Genomic DNA, 16713 nt, shown 5'->3' with positions numbered 1-16713 from the left:
CTCTGAGCTTTTTAAGGCATTTTGCTTCATATAGGAAATGTAAAGTTTGTTAATGCAAAGGTTCGTCTTTACTTCCCATCAATCCGTAGAAAAATAAATGAAGAAGTTCCTCTCCAAAATGAGGGTTAGTTTGTTGAGCTCGGTCAGACATCGCTTGAAAAGCTTGAAAGTACATCTCCACGTAAAAAAGGATGGTTTCAATGGATAGGTCAGGATGAATGTAACCGGTTGTTCTCCCTTGTTTCATTAATTTCAGCAGGAGAGGTTTCGTATGATTTTCTGTAAATGTAGTAAGCAGCTCTTGAATCTCTGGCTGATCAGCAAGTACGGATTGAAGAAAGTCTGTATTGATATGCAGTAGGTCCTCTTTTTTGTCCGTAATCAACTTTTGGATTTTGTCTTTGAAATCCATATTCTCATGATCGACAATACCTTCGAATCGCTCTAATCGTTGATGAATGAACATATGAACAGTGTCGTATAGAAGTTGGTCTTTACTTCCAAAGTAATTGTATATCGTCACTTGAGATACTTGGGCTTTTTGTGCAATCTCTTGTATGCTGACTTTTTGCACTCCAAAGTCAGTAAACAATTGGAGTGCAGCATTTAATATATTTTGTTTTTTCCGTTGTTTACGCTTTTCAAATCCATTCATAAGTCACACCTCTTGCTTTTATATTAAACCAAGATTTGAAATCATTCAATTCATACATTTCATTATATTAAGAGTACCTAGTGTGAGCACTAGGACTAGACAGGCGGTCTGTCGTTTAAGTACGATGTAAGAAAGGACTGTTAATCATAAGGAGAGAGAACGTCTATGTCGAAGCTTGATTTAACCCAATTTGAAAAGAAGATTATCGTCAGAAATATGCAACATAAGGACATCGAACAACTTTTCAAATTGCAGAAGATATGTTTTCCAGAAATGGAACCGTGGAAGAAAGAGCATTTAGAAAGTCACCTTCGCTTGTTTTCAGAAGGACAATTTGTAGTGGAATATGATGGAGACATCATAGGAAGTTGCTCTAGTTTGCTTGTGAATTTTGATGAGTACGATGACAAACATACGTGGGATGATATTACGGACGAAGGCTACATTACCAACCATGATCCTGATGGCTACAATCTGTACGGCATAGAAGTTATGGTTCATCCGGACTTTCGAGGGATGAAAATCGGACGTCGCTTATATGAAGCGCGGAAGGAGCTAGCGAGAGAACTGAACCTGAAAAGTATCATCATCGGCGGCCGCATCCCGAACTATCATAAATACGAAAATGAAATGTCTCCGAGAGAATATGTGGAAGAAGTGCGTAACCAAAATATTTACGATCCTGTACTGACATTCCAGATTATTAATGGATTTACAGTGATGCGCATCAATCCGAATTATTTACCTGATGATGAATTGTCATCTAAATATGCAACGTTGATGGAATGGAATAATATTGATTATCGAGCAAGAACGAGACGTCATTTCAAAACGAGTGACCCTGTGAGGATCATGGTGATCCAATACATGATGAAGAACATCAATTCGTTTGAAGAGTTTGCAAAACAGTGTGAGTACTATGTGGACGTAGCTTCTGATTTCGGCTCCGACTTTGCCGTGTTTCCAGAGATTTTCACAACACAGTTGATGTCTTTCTTAGATGAGAAAGTACCTTCAAAGGCAGTTCGACGACTATCTGACTTTACGGAGGATTACATTGAAATGTTCACTCATTTGGCTGTGAAGTACAATGTCAACATCGTCGGTGGATCTCATTTCGTTGAAGAAAATGAGAATATATACAATATCTCTTATTTGTTCAGAAGAGATGGAACGATTGAAAAGCAATACAAAATCCATGTTACACCGAATGAGCGTACCTGGTGGGGGATTCAACCCGGAGATGCGGTAAAAGTATTTGATACGGATTGTGGCAAAATAGCCATCCAGGTATGTTATGACATCCAGTTCCCTGAGCTTTCCCGCTATGCCGTCGACCAAGGAGCGAACATCATCTTTGTTCCCTTCTGTACCGATGATCGTCAGGGTTACCTCAGGGTACGGTACTGTGCGCAAGCACGCGCGGTTGAAAACCAAGTGTACACGGTCATTGCAGGTACCGTAGGGAACTTGACTCAGGTAGAGAATATGGACATTCAGTATGCTCAGTCCGGTATTTTTACACCATCTGACTTTGAATTCGCCCGTGATGGGATTATCGGGGAGTGCAATGCCAATGTGGAGACGGTTGTCGTTGGAGACGTTGATTTAGAAATCTTAAGGCGTCAAAGAAAGTCAGGGACGGTCCGACAACTTCGCGATCGTCGTAAAGACCTGTTTGATTTGAATTATCAGTTCAAGCAAGAAATAAAGCCAGAGCGTACCTAATGTTATGAAACGAACCACCTCCATAATTTGAAGGTGGTTCGTTTATAATCTATTTTGCCTTACGATTTCCACTCCAGTTTATAAGGAGATCTTGTGCGCTTTATATAATCGAAGGAGTTTCTATCCTCTCTTGTGCATGGTCGATATAATGAAGCAGACTTTCATGTGATTCCAGCATTTCTGCTTCACTTGCAGGATAATAACAAGCGTGTAAAAAGCTCTCAATTTTTTTGGACAGAAACTGATCATTGGTACGTACCATAAGGACTAATAATTCATCCCATTGACCCCAGATCATGTAATGCAGTGCTTTGTCATAATCAAGATTATTCATGGGTCACACATCCTTTTGGGTGAGGAAAACAAGAGGCTTTCTCTCACGATTGATTTGCTGGCGCCAAATGGAAGCGGCGGCTTCTCGCATGTTCAAAGGAGTGGTTTTATTATCCCCGGGGAAGGGAACGATGAAACTGAAACATCGTCACAATTCTGGGAATGACGACACAAAATACGTTTTTCTTCCACCATTCGTCTTCTTTTTTTGATATGATGGTATGGAAATCTTTTACTTAGGTGTTTGGACCTTGAAGGGAGTTTTGGGTGTGAGTGAGAAACAGTTGTTGTATGTAAACACTGGACTAATTGTTGTATTCAGTGCTTTTTTGTTTTTGAGCTTTGTAACGGTTCAAGCAGTAAATACACAAGGAGTGATGGTTCTTATCAGCGAAATCCTTGGGGGATTGAGTGTGGTCAGTGCTATTATTTCACTCTATTATATAAAGAGTGAACAGAAATATGTACCGGTATCTATGCTTGGTTTTTTGGTTCCATGGGTTATTTTTGTTATCGGTTATGAAATCGGCATCAATGCCAATACAACTTTATCTTGGATATGGTTTGTGAGTTTATACATACTGATTATTGCGTGCTTCATTATTTTGCGAATAAGTTATAACCGGATTATAGGGACTTTTAAGTTGATTCCTGCGTTTATGTTGTTCATAAATGCAATATTCTTCGTGTACCTTGTTGCCCTTCACATATGGTGGAGTTTGCCTATTTCTGAAGCATAAGTGCATCGTATATTTCCTTCTTTGCAACGCATACTAATGGTAAGCTGCTAAGGAGGAATAACATCATGAAGATCAAAACATTTGCGATAGCCATAGTAGCTGTCACTTCTCTCGTTGCCTGCCAAGCTGAGCAGGAAACTGGAACGGGAGAGGGGAATTATGAAGGTGTTCAGAATACACGTTTCCAACGAATGGCGGACAACATGTATGAAGAAGGGAACAGAGCTGATCGTTATGACAACGACCGAGGTATGGTTCATAACACGGACTATCAGGTGGCTAAGGTAGCAGCTGATAATATCAGTAAGAATGTAGATGGTGTCGATAAGGCATACGTGCTAAAGACGCGAGATAATGCCTATGTGGCTGCTGTCTTAGATAACGAAAACGGTTCAGATGACATTTCTGATAAAGTGGAAGGCCAAATAACGAAAGCTGTAAAATCTGCCGATCAGGACATCGATAATGTGTATATTTCCACAAACCCTGATTTTGTCGACTTGACAAACAATTATGTCAACGATATGAAGTCCGGCGATCCTGTCAGTGGTTTTTTTAAAGAGTTTGGGCAAATGGTAGATCGTGTCTTTCCAGAAGCCCGGTAATAAGCAGCTAAAGCCAGTCCGACCATCGGACTGGCTTTTTTGAATTGGAGGATATCTTTTCACTGACGGATCACCATTCCTGTTATACTCTTTGTGAAAGGAGCTGATGAAATGAGGGAAGCGGAAGTAAAGGATGCGCCGGCGTTAGCCCGCTTAATGAACGATTTAGAAAAAGAGTCAAACTTCTTGTTATTTGAGCCTAATGAACGACAAATGTCAGCAAAACAGGCAGAACAGATGATTCAAAATTTTAATTCAAAGGAAAACTCAACTGTATGGTTAGCTTTTGATGAAGGGAGAGTCATCGGGCATGTTACTTGTATCGGCGGAGGAGTTAAAAGGAATGCTCATTGTGCCAAGGTTGTAGCTGGCATTCAAAGGGATCAGCAAGGAAAAGGAATCGCCTCGTCCTTACTTGAACGTGTAAAAGAATGGGCTGTACATTCAGGAATACATCGTTTGGAGCTAAGTGTAATGGTACATAATGAAGCGGCTTTCCATGTGTATAAAAAAGCTGGGTTTGAAGTGGAAGGCAGGCTGAAGCATTCTCTCTGTGTCGACGGAAATTGGATAGATGAATATATGATGGCACTTTTATTGAGTTGAACAGCCCATCTATTTCTCATGTTCCCGCTTGTCCTCTCATATAGTAAGATAAGCGAAATCGAAGGAGGGGGCACCTTTGAAACCAGACGAGCAAAGAAAGCTCAAATATGCCATACAAGAAATTACGGAAATTGCGAAGGGTTTCGGTTTAGACTTTTATCCTATGCGTTATGAGGTTTGTCCTGATGACATTATTTATACATTTGGTGCTTACGGAATGCCGACACGATTTTCACACTGGAGCTTCGGTAAACAATACTACAAGATGAAATTACAGTATGACCTCGGGTTAAGTAAAATTTATGAATTGGTGATCAACTCGAACCCGTGCTATGCCTTTTTATTGAATTCAAATAGCTTGATTCAAAACAAATTGATTGTCGCCCATGTACTGGCTCATTGTGATTTCTTCAAAAACAATGCTCGTTTTCAAAATACAAAGCGTGATATGGTGGAGAGCATGTCCGCAACTGCTGAGCGAATAGCTGAATATGATCGAATTTACGGAAAAGAAGAAGTTGAATCTTTTTTGGATGCTGTATTAGCTGTTCAGGAACATATCGATCCTTCTTTGGTCAGACCGAAGCTTGCGTGGTCAGTGGATGACGAGGAAGAAAGCGGGGAGGTAACGAAGGCGACGCCATATGATGACTTATGGAAAATGGAAGAATCGTCCTCTGAGGATCGCTCTGCCTATAGAAAAAAGAAGAAGTTTCCACCAAGACCAGAGAAGGATCTACTTCTATTCATTGAAGAGCACAGTCGTGAACTTGAAGATTGGCAGCGGGATATCTTAACCATGATGAGAGAAGAAATGTTGTACTTCTGGCCTCAACTAGAAACGAAAATCATGAACGAAGGTTGGGCATCCTACTGGCATGCAAGAATATTGAGGGAAATGGATTTAACTAGTGACGAAGTGGTGGACTTCGCCAAGCTGAATGCAAGCGTTGTGCAACCATCCAAAACACAGTTAAATCCATATTATTTAGGATTGAAGATTTTTGAAGATATTGAAGAACGTTACGACAACCCCTCTGAAGAAATGATTAAACATGGCATAATGCCTGGATCAGGCCGCGAGAAAATCTTCGAGGTCAGAGAAATTGAGTCTGATCAAAGCTTTATACGCAACTATTTGACCAAAGAATTGGTTCGAAGAGAAGACTTATATCTGTTCCAAAAGCAAGGACAAAAATATAAGGTGACCGATAAAGACCATGAAGCAGTGCGAGATCAATTAGTAACGATGCGTGTGAATGGGGGATTTCCGTATATCACGGTACAAGATGGTGACTTTCTTAAGGGTGGAGAACTATATTTGAAACATCATTTCGAAGATGTGGAGCTGGATGTCAGCTACTTGGAAAAGACGCTTCCTTACGTGTACCAATTATGGGGTAGAAATGTTCACTTGGAGACAAAAGTCGAGCAACGAGATGTCGTCTTCAGTTACAGTGGTAAGAAAGTACAAAAGAAATACATTTAAGTGAACGGTCGTATCAACTGTCTGCGAAAGTCTGTTCAAGACTTTTCGGGGGCAGTTTTTTTTATTCTAAGTGTTCGGATCATAAGAACTTCTGTTATACTATTTTCATGATTTACCATACATAGATATTGAGGTGGAGTAGAAAATGAAAGCAACTCGTATAGCATTAATTGGCCTAATTGTGGTCTTATCCGTAGTCATTTTTCTTTATGTAGATAATAAAGAGTATAATCGACTTGTAAACGATCAGAAGTATCCACTCGTGGAGCAGTTGGAAAACAGACCTGTATCGATTTCGCCTGACTCACAGAAAATCGAAGGGACAGGCCTTGAATTATCTGAACTGTATTATTCCTATCCTGAACAAGGGTTGTATTTTGGCTTTTGGTATCGTAAAGGCAACAATCTTCTTAATAACGAGGATGCTGACTGGCAGCGCGAAGATGGAGCGGTTCAGTTTCTAGTTAAGGTAGTGGATGAGGAAGGGACAACCTTCAATGGAACAACGACTGGAAAAGCAGAAGGTACTTTCTCTACGTTCCAATACCTACAAGTGGACGACTTTTCTTTGCCAGAACCAGAGGAAGGTGAAGAGGATAGCGAAGAGCAGCGCGAGCTCGACCTCTCGTTTTATCCGATCATGGAAGATGGAGTGCCGAACGAAGAAGCCTTGTTCGAGCTATCTGTGCCCCTTTTAAGGTAAACATAGAGGACAGCCTTTCTTCAGAAGGTTGTCCTCTATTTGGTCTTATCACGTGATGATACAAAGAATCATGCATAAACCTAGTTGTCATTCATAGGTACTTAGGCATGTATTAGAAAGAATTCACCTTTCGCCTCCAAGAATCATGAATTTTCTGATAAACTAATGCTTAACCATAAAAAGTATAGAGGAGGATCCTAGATGACAATTTATAACCAAATCCTTACAGAAAAAGAATTTGTACAGCAAGATCGACTGACCTACCCGTTTGAAGAAAGAGGACTTCAGTTCGGGGATGGTATTTACGAGGTCATCCGGGTCTATAACGGAAGCTATTATTTAATTGACGAACACGTAGAACGATTATATCGGTCGGCTGATGCGATCAAATTAACCGTACCTTACCCAAAAGAAGACCTTTATCATCATTTGGAGAAATTATTGAAGGTCAATGATATTCAGGGCGATGCAAAAGTATACTTACAAATTACTAGGGGATCAGCTCCGAGAGACCATGCTTTTCCGGCAATTCCACAGCCGAATATGTACGCCTATGTCAAAGACTTACCTCGTCCGGTAGAAAAGCTGAAAACAGGTGTTCATGCGATTACGCAACCAGACGTGCGTTGGGATTGGTGTTATATTAAGAGCTTGAATCTCTTGCCGAACGTGTTAGCTAAGCAAACCGCAAAAGAACAAGGTTGTTTCGAAGCAATCCTACACAAAGAGGGTGAAGTAACCGAGTGCAGCTCCTCAAACGTGTATCTCGTAAAAGACGGCAAGGTGCACACACATCCTCCGAAGAAAAACATCTTACATGGTTGTGTTCGGTTGGGGATTGAGCGTTTCTGCGAAGAAGAGTCGATTCCATTCATAGAAAAAGCTTTCCATCTGGATGATATTCAGAACGCCGATGAAATCTTCTTATCAAGCAGCACGGCCGAAGTCATGCCGATTATACAAATTGGGGAACAAACCATCGGGAATGGCGAGCCAGGTAATATCACAAGAACTCTTCAAAAATGTTATGAAAAAGACGCTAAGATTACGTCTGACGAGTCGATTTTCAATCAAGGTACACACGCATAAATAAATCATGAAAACCGGTAAAGAGTTCATTCTTTACCGGTTTTTATGTTCAATAATCGGGCAGTAACCTTGAACACTCAATTTCGAGACTTTTGTAGTGAGGAAGGGGGGAGATGGGGAACGAGTCGCTTTCCGTGGGGCGGGCGCTGAGCCTCCTCGAGCTAAAGCTCTCCGGGGTCTCAGCTGTCCCACTTAATCCCACAGGAGTCGCCCCGTTCCCCATCTCCCCTTGCCAAAATAGTCTCACGAAATCACATCCCGAAAAGTGGGGACGTGAACAATGCGACTCCAGCGGGATGTATTGGATGAACACACCCCAATTCGGACATTTACCTGAGCAATCAGGACGACAGATGTACGATTTCAGACATCTATCTGCTCAATCAGGACAAGTGATCCTCTATATCGGACATTTCCTTACGATTCGGACAAGAGTGGCAATTTATCGGACATTTACTCAGCCTATTCAGACAGACGTGCTTCTTTTCATCAATGAATGGTCCGACGATCCAAATATGGACGGGTGTGGTGGAAAATGGCGAGACTCCCGTGGGATAAGGGCTCAGGCGAGACCCCACAGGGAGTGTTAACGACCGAGGAGGCTCGGCGGCTCACCACAGGAAAGCGAGTCATTTCCCACCACGCCCTTTTCTTACTTCAGTAGAGGACCCAAACACCTCACCCTCAAGTCTTCAAGATAAGGGGGATTATGCGAAGAGATAACTTTTTGAAAAAAGTCAGTTGTTTATTCACTAATTATTTTGGGGATAGATATGGTACATGCTATAATTCCAAAGAAAGATTGGAGGAGATTGTGATGGCATCGGTTCATCTTGAAATGACGGAAAAACAATATAAAAAGCTGATTGAAGCCGTGTACTTAGGAACGTGGATGGTGAACTCCACTAAAATGGATTTGGATGAAGATTTTGAGGAAATGCGTGAGCTGGTATTATCAAATTATAATCAGGCAGGTTTGGATGATCTCGTTGTCCACCAAAAAGAAATGGACATTCATGACCTTGACGTCGATTTTGAATCCAAGTTATTGGATACGTACGTAGAGGAATATGATGAGTTCAGTTTTTGGGATAAGTTGGTCGAGAAGCTTGCTGACAAAGAGATGGTGAAGCAATTCGGTGCTCCAAAAGGGGAAATGACTGAAGAAATGATGGAGAAGCGTATCCAATTTGAAGAACAAATTGGACAAAAGTTAGAAGAATCAGGGATTACAGAATTAGACTTTACGGAGAAATAAAAAAAGCATGAACATCAAGTTCATGCTTTTTTTTGGGGTGAAGGGCTTGTATCGAGCCACAATGACGCAATCGGTCGGGCCACTTGGTAAGACCATTGAATAAACGGTCCCAGTAAAAGGGCCACAATGAGTGTTCCTAAACCTACTGGAGCACCTAATAGAAAACCGATCAAAGCCATGCCGGACTCGGAATAGATTCTTACAGAGCTCTTCGACTGATTTGTTTTTTCATTCATGATCATCATGAAGTGATCAAGAGGGATGCGTGGGAAGGGTGTACGTAAGTAAACGGCCACTCCTACGGCTGTAGCGATTAACCCCAACGTGAAGATTCCCCATTGTGCCCACCACATTTCATACTCGACGTTCTCTAGCCATCCGTATAGGAATAGGTCGACTGTGCGGCCGCGGATAATAATCGGAATGAGAGACTCATATTGAGGACGTTTTTTCTCCAACCAAGCATTAACGAGGAGTAAGATAATAAATGCTATAATCATGACACTGCCGACGGTTATAGGTAAGTGCATCGAGAGGCCAACAGCAACGCTGTCGCCGGGTCCGACACCTAAACCGGATTGTATAATTAAGGCAAGCCCGAGACTCGACAACACAAGTCCACCAGCATAAATGATAAATAAGTATACGTATTTCATGATTAATCCCTTCTGTCTGTCAGTGAGTGCTTCGTTTATCATAAACGTTGCTTTTTCAGATGTAAAGGAGTTCGAAGTACTAACAGATGTAACACTACATTGTAAAAAAGGAGAATGAGGACATGCAGTATGCTATTGTAACAGGCGCATCAAGAGGGTTAGGAGAAGCCATTGCTAGACAGCTGATGGAGAAGAACGTCAATGTGATTGCATTATCTCGTAATGAAAATGCGGCATTGAAGACGTTAGCTGAAGAAAGAGGAGTAAGTTATGAACATATATCGTGCGACCTAAGTGATCAACATGATCTAGATGAAGCGTTAGAGCAAATCGTGCGTATCGCTTTTCATGAGGATACTCACTATGTATATGTTGTGAACAACGCTGGGGTGATTGAGCCCATTGATACGGTTGGAAGTTTGGATCCTGGTGCTATTCGCACGCATATCCAGGTTAATCTGACGGCACCGATTATGTTAGTGAACCGTATCATTGGTGAAGCGAATGACCGTGAAGTGCATACATCAATCATTAATGTAACCTCCGGGGCTGCTGAGAAGACGATTCATGGCTGGAGTACCTATAGCAGCACGAAGGCAGCTATTAACCGTTTTACAGAGACATTAGCTCTCGAACAAGAAGGAAAAGGGCACATTATACTTGCTTATAGCCCGGGTGTAATGGATACAGAAATGCAAAGTGAAATTCGATCTGCATCCGAAGAAGCCTTTGCGGATGTTGATAAATTCAAAAAAATGAAAGAAGAAGGAGCACTAAGGTCCCCAGATGAAGTGGCGGCTGTGCTTATGGATTTGATCAATCAACCGAAGAAAATCGTAAACGGCAAAGTATATAAGCTCTATGATTTAATAGATCAATAATCGGTTAGATACTGAAGCTCAGAGTCTATAGACTCTGAGCTTTTGCTATGTTCCACGCCCGTAAAAAGGAAAATATTGAAACGTTCTCATTAGTTTTTCGTACATAATAACAAGGAGGTAGTATGCATGGCTGGGTTTCTATTCATGACTTTTATAGTTGGTCTAATTGTCACGGTGAGTCTCAAGTTAAAAAGCTGGGGAATCGATGGGAACTATGGTGAAGATCATAATGGCCACTCAATGCCTACCGATGTAGATCATAGAGATGTTCATGGTGGGGACGGGGACATGGGAGGAGATGCAGGGGGGATGTAGATCGCGACAGCAAGAAACGTTCTCCGAGTTTAAGTCAAGTACAAAACTTAATGGATCACTCGTGTAATTTGAGTTGCTCTTTCCATATCTTTTATCTTATAATAGAACTAATCAAAACAGAAGGGAATGAAGTTTTAAGCAATGAAGTACTAATTCTGTTTCATCTCACGAGCCGAATAGATAACATTCACTCGTTTCAGAATACAGGATTAGTCTGCCCATTTTTCATTTATTCATTGCTTAAAAGAATCTTCCCTATACCGGAGTTTCTTTCTAATGAGCGGGGACCTATGCCTTTCTGAAGCGGATCAGGGAGGTTTTTTTATGTTGTTAATGAAAGCGATAAATATAGATTATTCAATAGCAGACCGGACGCTGCTAAAGATTCCTGAGCTCTCGATCCATAAAGGAGACCGTATTGGTTTAGTCGGTAAAAATGGTCAAGGAAAAACTTTGCTGCTTCATTATTTACTAGGAGAATTAGAAGGTTCTCCTCAAGTGGATTGGTGGACACAAGTCAGTTGGTTAAAGCAATTGGAAGGAAGAAAGGATAAGGGTAAGAGTGGGGGAGAACAGACGCTCGAGAGGCTCGATCAAATTTTCAAAGAAAATCACCCCCTTCTTTTCTTAGACGAACCGACAAACAATCTGGACTGGAATCATATAGAACAGTTGGAGCATCAGTTGTCTACTCATGAAGGTGCTTATGTAGTTGTGTCTCATGACCGGATGTTGTTGGATCATGTTTGCGATCAAATATGGGAGCTGGATCAAGGGAAGCTGACCGTGTATAACGGCGATTACTCTTTTTATGAACATGCCAAAGAACAAGAGAAGCGTCAACAACAGAAGAAGTATGAGCAATATATACAAGAAAAGAAAAGACTTGAAGAAAGAGCCAGGCAGAAAAACGACCAGTCTAAGAAAATGAGAAAACCCCCTAAGAGAATGGGGAACTCAGAATGGCAATTAGGAAAGAATAAAGCGGCTACTAAACAAGGGAAAGTAGAACGCGTAAGTAAGACTTTAGAGCAGAGACTGCAGAGGCTTGAGAAGGTGGAGAAACCGTTTGAATGGCATCAGGTCAACATGGGTGATGGTCAAACAGAGGAAGTTCATAGCAAAGTATTAGCCATATTGAAAGATGAAATCGTTCAGGCAGGTCATAAGCGATTATTTCAAATAGATCACGCCACTATTGAAACAAGCAAAAAAATCGCATTGATCGGAGCCAATGGTTCGGGGAAAACGACGTTAGTCCATCATATGTTAAACAAGAAAGACTCTCTCTTCAAAAAGGGTATTGAAATTGGTTACTTTAATCAAAATGTAGAATCCTTACCTGAGGAGGAGGGTGTGTACCACTTTGTAAGTAAAGATAGTCCTTTGCAAGAGTCAACCATACGGATGATCTTAGCCCGTTTAAGTTTCAATGAAGAAGATATGAATAAGAGAATAGCCGTATTGAGTGGTGGCGAACGTGTGAAGCTTGCTCTAGCTCGTTTACTTACGAGGAAAGCACATATGTTGATTTTAGATGAGCCGACTAATCATTTAGATATCGAAGCCGCAAAAGCATTGGAAGAATTGGTGAGAGCTTATCCTGGGACGATATTGTTCGTCAGTCATGATCGCACTTTTGTCGATCGGACGGCTGATCATTTATGGGTGGTGGAGAATCAAGAATTGACCCATTTTAGTGGAACATTAAAGGAATGGCAGGAACCAAAACCGAGACAAACGGATGAATATGATCAATTGACCTTGCAAAATCGACTGACTGAATTAATCAGTCGTATAAGCGTATTATCTCCAGGCGAGGATAAAGAAGAGCTTGAGAGGCAATATCAAGTGACGTTACAGCAGTTGAAAGAATCAAAATAACAAAAAGCGACCGAGAGATGGTCGCTTTTTTCTTACATTTGTTTACTTGTTTGTCGTGTTTTGATTTGTTGTTTATCTACAGTGTCTTTCACGGCTTGTCTATTGTTTTTAATGAACATATAGAAAGAAGCGCCGAAGATTGTGAAGTAGCCGAGGATACTTAAAGCATCCGGTACTTGACCGAACAAGAATATACTGATCAAGGCTGAATACACTACGGTTGAGTAGAAGAATATTGATATTTCTCTCGCTGGTGCAAACTTATAGGCTATAGTTAATCCGAATTGCCCGAGAGTCGCAAAGGCCCCGGCTGATAGTAAGTAGATCCACTGTTCGACACTCATCGGTTCATAAAAAGCGATCGTAAACGGCAGTAGTGTTACGGTTGTGAAGAAAGAGAAGTAAAAGACGATCGTGTAAAACTTTTCTTTATTCCCTAGCACGCGTAGCAATGTGTAAGCTCCTGCAGCAAAAATGGCTGAACCTACTCCTGCCAAATAAGGGATGAACTCAACCGTAAACGCTGGTTTGATGATGAGCAATGTCCCCAGAAAGGCGATAATAATCGAAACGATTTGGTATAGCCTTGCCTTCTCTTTCAGAAATAAGGCTGAAAAGATAATGAGGAGAAAGGGGCTTAATTTATTTAACATATCAGCATCGGATAAAACTAAGTTGTCGATCGCATAGAAAAATAAAACCATGCCTATCGTTCCCATAGCGGAACGGGAGAGCAGTAACTTTTGGTTTTCTTTCTTCCCGAATAGCCGCTCTTTGTTATACATGACGAAACCGAATGCGATGATCGCTGAAACGAGGTTTCGGAATAAGGTTTTCTGGACAGTTGGCACATCTCCAGATAACTTGACCAAAGCGGCCATCATGGAGAATCCAAAAGCCGATATAAGTAGAAGGATAATTCCTTTATTTCGATCACTCATAGTCGTTCCTCCTGTAAGTAGTGATGATGTAACGTTTCCTTTACTATTCTCAATATAAGCGTTGATTATAAAAACACCTTTATAATCCTAATATATCTGGAGCGCGAATGAAAGGGTTTAGCGTTAGCACACCTATATAAACGTGACAAAAAGAGACAAAAGCAGACATGAGGGACAAGGTGAGGTATACTTAGAGAACTATACGTCCGAATTCATAGAAAGGAAGCTGTCATTGATCTATTCCCAACCTGTGATCCATAAGAAGCGTGTCATTGAGAACAACCGACAATATTATCTAGAAGAACATCTCAGCTTAGATTTATATGATGATCAAGTGCTGACGCCGACAGAGTCCATTGACCTGCGAGACCTTCACGATGTTTCTTATAAATCGTTCTCAGGTGACCAAGGACTCCTATACCTGCACACCAATAAGGGAGTGAGGACATTTTTAGTGCAACACTCTCCAATAAAGTGGATCGAGGCGGTTAAGAGCCAGTCTTCCGGCTGAGTTGACCCATCTTTTAAAGGACTGAGGTGACAAGAAGTGACTATATTAGAGGAGAATGACACGCTCTATTTAAGAGAAGTCACTCAGGATGACTGGTCTCAACTTCATGAGTACGCTTCACAGGAAGATGTGTGTAAATTTCAACCATGGGGACCAAACAAGGAAGAAGATTCGAGGTTCTTTATTTCACAAGCCATCAGAGATTGGGAGCGGAGACACAGAAGCAGGTTTGTCTTTGCTATTGTTTTAAAAGAAACAGATTCAATTATTGGAAATATAGAGATGAACATTACCGATTGGGACGGAGTGGGAGAAATCGGTTTTGTCATTCATCATGAACATTGGGGAAAGGGATTTGCCACGCAAGCGGTGGAATTGATGATGAAGCATAGTTTCGAGAAATGTGAACTTCATCGGTTGGCAGCATCATGTGACCCTAGAAATCAACCCTCTATTCGAGTGCTCGAAAAAGCGGGCATGGTTCAAGAGGGGCTGTTACGGAAGGATATTCTTATTAAAGGGCAGTGGCGAGATTCATGTATCCTTGGCATATTAAAGAATGAATGGCTAGAAAAACAAACAAGCGTGTGATTCACTATTGAATCACACGCTTGTTACATATTAATGGTTCGAAATCGATGCATTCGACTGATGATACACACCTAGACGATCGACTAACTTTGAACTGTCTTTGTTGAGTCCGACAATTTCTACGTCTTTCCCATACTCTCTAAATTTAAGAACAAGCTTATCGATCGCTGCTACACCAGAATCATCCCATACATGAGCTTCTGTGAAATCGATACGGATCATTTCGGCTTCTACATTATAATCGAAGTGCTCCATCATGTTGTCTGTTGAGGCGAAGAATACTTGACCTTTGACTTCGTAAACCATCGTTTTTGTGCTCTTCTCGTACATTTCTTCTACTTTTACTTTGGAAATCTTTACAACGAAGAAAATCGCACTTAAGATTACACCTGCTAGTACACCCTTAGATAAGTCGTGAGTTTGAACAACCGTCCCAACGGTTACAACCATAACAACAGAGTCTGTGATCGGTGCTCTTTTGAATTTCGTGAGCGATCCCCAGTCAAATGTTCCGATCGAAACCATAATCATAACGCCTACGAGAACAGCCATTGGTATTTGTACAAGTAAGTCATTGAAAACAATGATCAACAACATCATGAAAATACCAGCGACGAGCGTAGATAAACGACCTCGCCCACCAGAAGATACGTTGATGACAGATTGCCCGATCATGGCACAACCGGCCATGCCCCCGAACATTCCCGACACGACGTTTGCGACACCTTGTCCACGTGCTTCTTTGTTTTTATCACTTGTCGTATCTGTCATATCGTCAACGATCTGAGCAGTAAGCAAGGATTCAAGCAAACCGACGAAGGCAAGAGCTAGTGAAATCGGGAAGATAATTTGCAATGTTTCAAAGTTCAACGGAATATCAGGAATTAAAAAGATTGGTAACGTGCTAGAAAGCTCGCCCATATCCCCAACCGTCTTCAAGCCTGTTCCAGTTGTCACGGCGACAATTGTCATCACGACAATAGCTACCAGTGGAGAAGGAACAGCTTTAGTGAATCTTGGCAAGATATATATGATAGCTAAAGAACCGGCAACCATTAAATACATACCCATTCCCGCTTCTTCAAAGTGAGGAAGCTGAGATGTGAAAATTAAAATAGCTAACGCATTCACGAAACCTACCATTACGGATTTAGGAATGAATTTCATAAACTGTCCGACCTTAAGAGCACCTAAGAGAAACTGTAAGATACCTGTCAAAATCGTTGCAGCTAATAAATACTCTAGTCCATGATCACGGACCAAGGTAACCATAAGCAAAGCCATTGCTCCGGTAGCGGCGGATATCATACCAGGACGTCCACCAATAAAAGCAATGACAACGGCGATACAGAAGGAAGCGTACAATCCTACCATGGGGTCGACTCCAGCGATGATAGAGAAAGCGATCGCCTCAGGGATGAGTGCCATGGCGACAACCATGCCTGAGAGCGTGTCGTTTTTTACGTTTCCAAACCATTGTTGTTTAATTGTTTGAATGTTCAATTGCGCACCTCTTTCTTCAGTTTTATTCTGCTATCCGAAATAGCATTGAAATCCGGCAAGAACGAAAAGAATTATATCATTCTTACTGACATTTTCATAATCGCATGTAAGCGTATAAAATGGATTCATTCTTCAATATTCGTTTAATTTCTCTATTTATCATACCAATTCAAGAAAACATATATTTTTCGTTTGTAAATGATGTTTACTAGACAGAAGGAGAGT

Annotated in this window: 19 protein-coding genes; 14 read left to right on the top strand and 5 right to left on the bottom strand. The window is 41.2% G+C overall.

The window, feature by feature from the left end; genetic code table 11:
* Positions 1 to 49 precede the first annotated feature (49 nt).
* Positions 50 to 655, bottom strand: a complete 606-nt coding sequence (locus H0266_RS06875; RefSeq protein ID WP_181471618.1) for a TetR/AcrR family transcriptional regulator — start codon at positions 653 to 655, stop codon at positions 50 to 52.
* Positions 656 to 820: 165 nt separating this feature from the next.
* Here H0266_RS06875 and H0266_RS06870 point away from each other — a divergent pair, with 165 nt between their 5' ends.
* Positions 821 to 2383, top strand: a complete 1563-nt coding sequence (locus H0266_RS06870; protein ID WP_181471617.1) for a bifunctional GNAT family N-acetyltransferase/carbon-nitrogen hydrolase family protein — start codon at positions 821 to 823, stop codon at positions 2381 to 2383.
* 100 nt (positions 2384 to 2483) lie between these two features.
* Here H0266_RS06870 and H0266_RS06865 read toward each other — a convergent pair whose 3' ends face one another.
* A complete protein-coding gene (locus tag H0266_RS06865) occupies positions 2484 to 2717 on the bottom strand; it encodes a YhdB family protein (protein WP_181471616.1) in 234 nt (77 codons plus the stop codon).
* 250 nt (positions 2718 to 2967) lie between these two features.
* Here H0266_RS06865 and H0266_RS06860 point away from each other — a divergent pair, with 250 nt between their 5' ends.
* The 8 genes from H0266_RS06860 to H0266_RS06825 all read left to right on the top strand — a co-directional run bounded on the left by H0266_RS06860 (position 2968) and on the right by H0266_RS06825 (position 9206).
* Entirely contained in the window at positions 2968 to 3456 is a 489-nt protein-coding gene (locus H0266_RS06860) for a hypothetical protein (protein ID WP_181471615.1), read from the top strand.
* Positions 3457 to 3521: 65 nt separating this feature from the next.
* Positions 3522 to 4061: a YhcN/YlaJ family sporulation lipoprotein gene (locus H0266_RS06855; RefSeq protein ID WP_181471614.1), complete on the top strand. Its 540-nt coding sequence runs from the start codon at positions 3522 to 3524 to the stop codon at positions 4059 to 4061.
* A gap of 111 nt (positions 4062 to 4172) precedes the next feature.
* Positions 4173 to 4667, top strand: coding sequence for a GNAT family N-acetyltransferase (locus tag H0266_RS06850; protein WP_181471613.1), 495 nt, complete (start codon positions 4173 to 4175; stop codon positions 4665 to 4667).
* Between the two features lie 76 nt (positions 4668 to 4743).
* Positions 4744 to 6156 (top strand): SpoVR family protein, encoded by a 1413-nt coding sequence (locus tag H0266_RS06845; RefSeq protein ID WP_181471612.1) that lies wholly within the window; start codon positions 4744 to 4746, stop codon positions 6154 to 6156.
* 145 nt (positions 6157 to 6301) lie between these two features.
* Positions 6302 to 6859, top strand: coding sequence for a hypothetical protein (locus tag H0266_RS06840; RefSeq protein WP_181471611.1), 558 nt, complete (start codon positions 6302 to 6304; stop codon positions 6857 to 6859).
* A 201-nt stretch (positions 6860 to 7060) separates the two neighbouring features.
* Positions 7061 to 7948, top strand: a complete 888-nt coding sequence (gene dat / locus H0266_RS06835) for a D-amino-acid transaminase (RefSeq protein ID WP_181471610.1) — start codon at positions 7061 to 7063, stop codon at positions 7946 to 7948.
* 305 nt (positions 7949 to 8253) lie between these two features.
* Entirely contained in the window at positions 8254 to 8538 is a 285-nt protein-coding gene (locus H0266_RS06830) for a hypothetical protein (RefSeq protein WP_181471609.1), read from the top strand.
* A 227-nt stretch (positions 8539 to 8765) separates the two neighbouring features.
* Entirely contained in the window at positions 8766 to 9206 is a 441-nt protein-coding gene (locus H0266_RS06825) for a hypothetical protein (protein ID WP_181471608.1), read from the top strand.
* A 20-nt stretch (positions 9207 to 9226) separates the two neighbouring features.
* On the opposite strand, the gene H0266_RS06820 is transcribed toward H0266_RS06825, so the two are convergent.
* Positions 9227 to 9862, bottom strand: a complete 636-nt coding sequence (locus H0266_RS06820) for a YczE/YyaS/YitT family protein (protein WP_181471607.1) — start codon at positions 9860 to 9862, stop codon at positions 9227 to 9229.
* Positions 9863 to 9984: 122 nt separating this feature from the next.
* On the opposite strand from H0266_RS06820, the gene H0266_RS06815 reads away from it, so the two are divergent.
* From H0266_RS06815 to abc-f, 3 genes are all read left to right on the top strand, one after another.
* A complete protein-coding gene (locus H0266_RS06815; RefSeq protein ID WP_181471606.1) occupies positions 9985 to 10743 on the top strand; it encodes a (S)-benzoin forming benzil reductase in 759 nt (252 codons plus the stop codon).
* A gap of 126 nt (positions 10744 to 10869) precedes the next feature.
* Positions 10870 to 11058 carry a hypothetical protein gene (locus H0266_RS06810; protein WP_181471605.1) on the top strand — a complete coding sequence of 63 codons (189 nt, stop codon included), beginning with the start codon at positions 10870 to 10872 and terminating at the stop codon, positions 11056 to 11058.
* Between the two features lie 324 nt (positions 11059 to 11382).
* Entirely contained in the window at positions 11383 to 12942 is a 1560-nt protein-coding gene (gene abc-f, locus H0266_RS06805) for a ribosomal protection-like ABC-F family protein (RefSeq protein WP_181471604.1), read from the top strand.
* A 32-nt stretch (positions 12943 to 12974) separates the two neighbouring features.
* Here the strand turns inward: abc-f and H0266_RS06800 are convergent, their stop codons facing one another.
* Positions 12975 to 13883: a DMT family transporter gene (locus H0266_RS06800; RefSeq protein WP_181471603.1), complete on the bottom strand. Its 909-nt coding sequence runs from the start codon at positions 13881 to 13883 to the stop codon at positions 12975 to 12977.
* Between the two features lie 142 nt (positions 13884 to 14025).
* Between H0266_RS06800 and H0266_RS06795 the strand changes: the two genes are divergently transcribed.
* Both H0266_RS06795 and H0266_RS06790 read left to right on the top strand, forming a co-directional pair.
* Positions 14026 to 14394 carry a hypothetical protein gene (locus H0266_RS06795; protein ID WP_246363672.1) on the top strand — a complete coding sequence of 123 codons (369 nt, stop codon included), beginning with the start codon at positions 14026 to 14028 and terminating at the stop codon, positions 14392 to 14394.
* Between the two features lie 36 nt (positions 14395 to 14430).
* Entirely contained in the window at positions 14431 to 14985 is a 555-nt protein-coding gene (locus H0266_RS06790) for a GNAT family N-acetyltransferase (RefSeq protein WP_181471602.1), read from the top strand.
* A gap of 30 nt (positions 14986 to 15015) precedes the next feature.
* Here the strand turns inward: H0266_RS06790 and H0266_RS06785 are convergent, their stop codons facing one another.
* Entirely contained in the window at positions 15016 to 16488 is a 1473-nt protein-coding gene (locus H0266_RS06785) for a SulP family inorganic anion transporter (RefSeq protein ID WP_181471601.1), read from the bottom strand.
* Positions 16489 to 16713 lie beyond the last annotated feature (225 nt).

Origin of the sequence: Halobacillus locisalis, assembly GCF_013694105.1 — a bacterium.
Classification (GTDB): domain Bacteria; phylum Bacillota; class Bacilli; order Bacillales; family Halobacillaceae; genus Halobacillus; species Halobacillus locisalis.
This window is presented reverse-complemented; position numbering and strand designations above follow the sequence as displayed.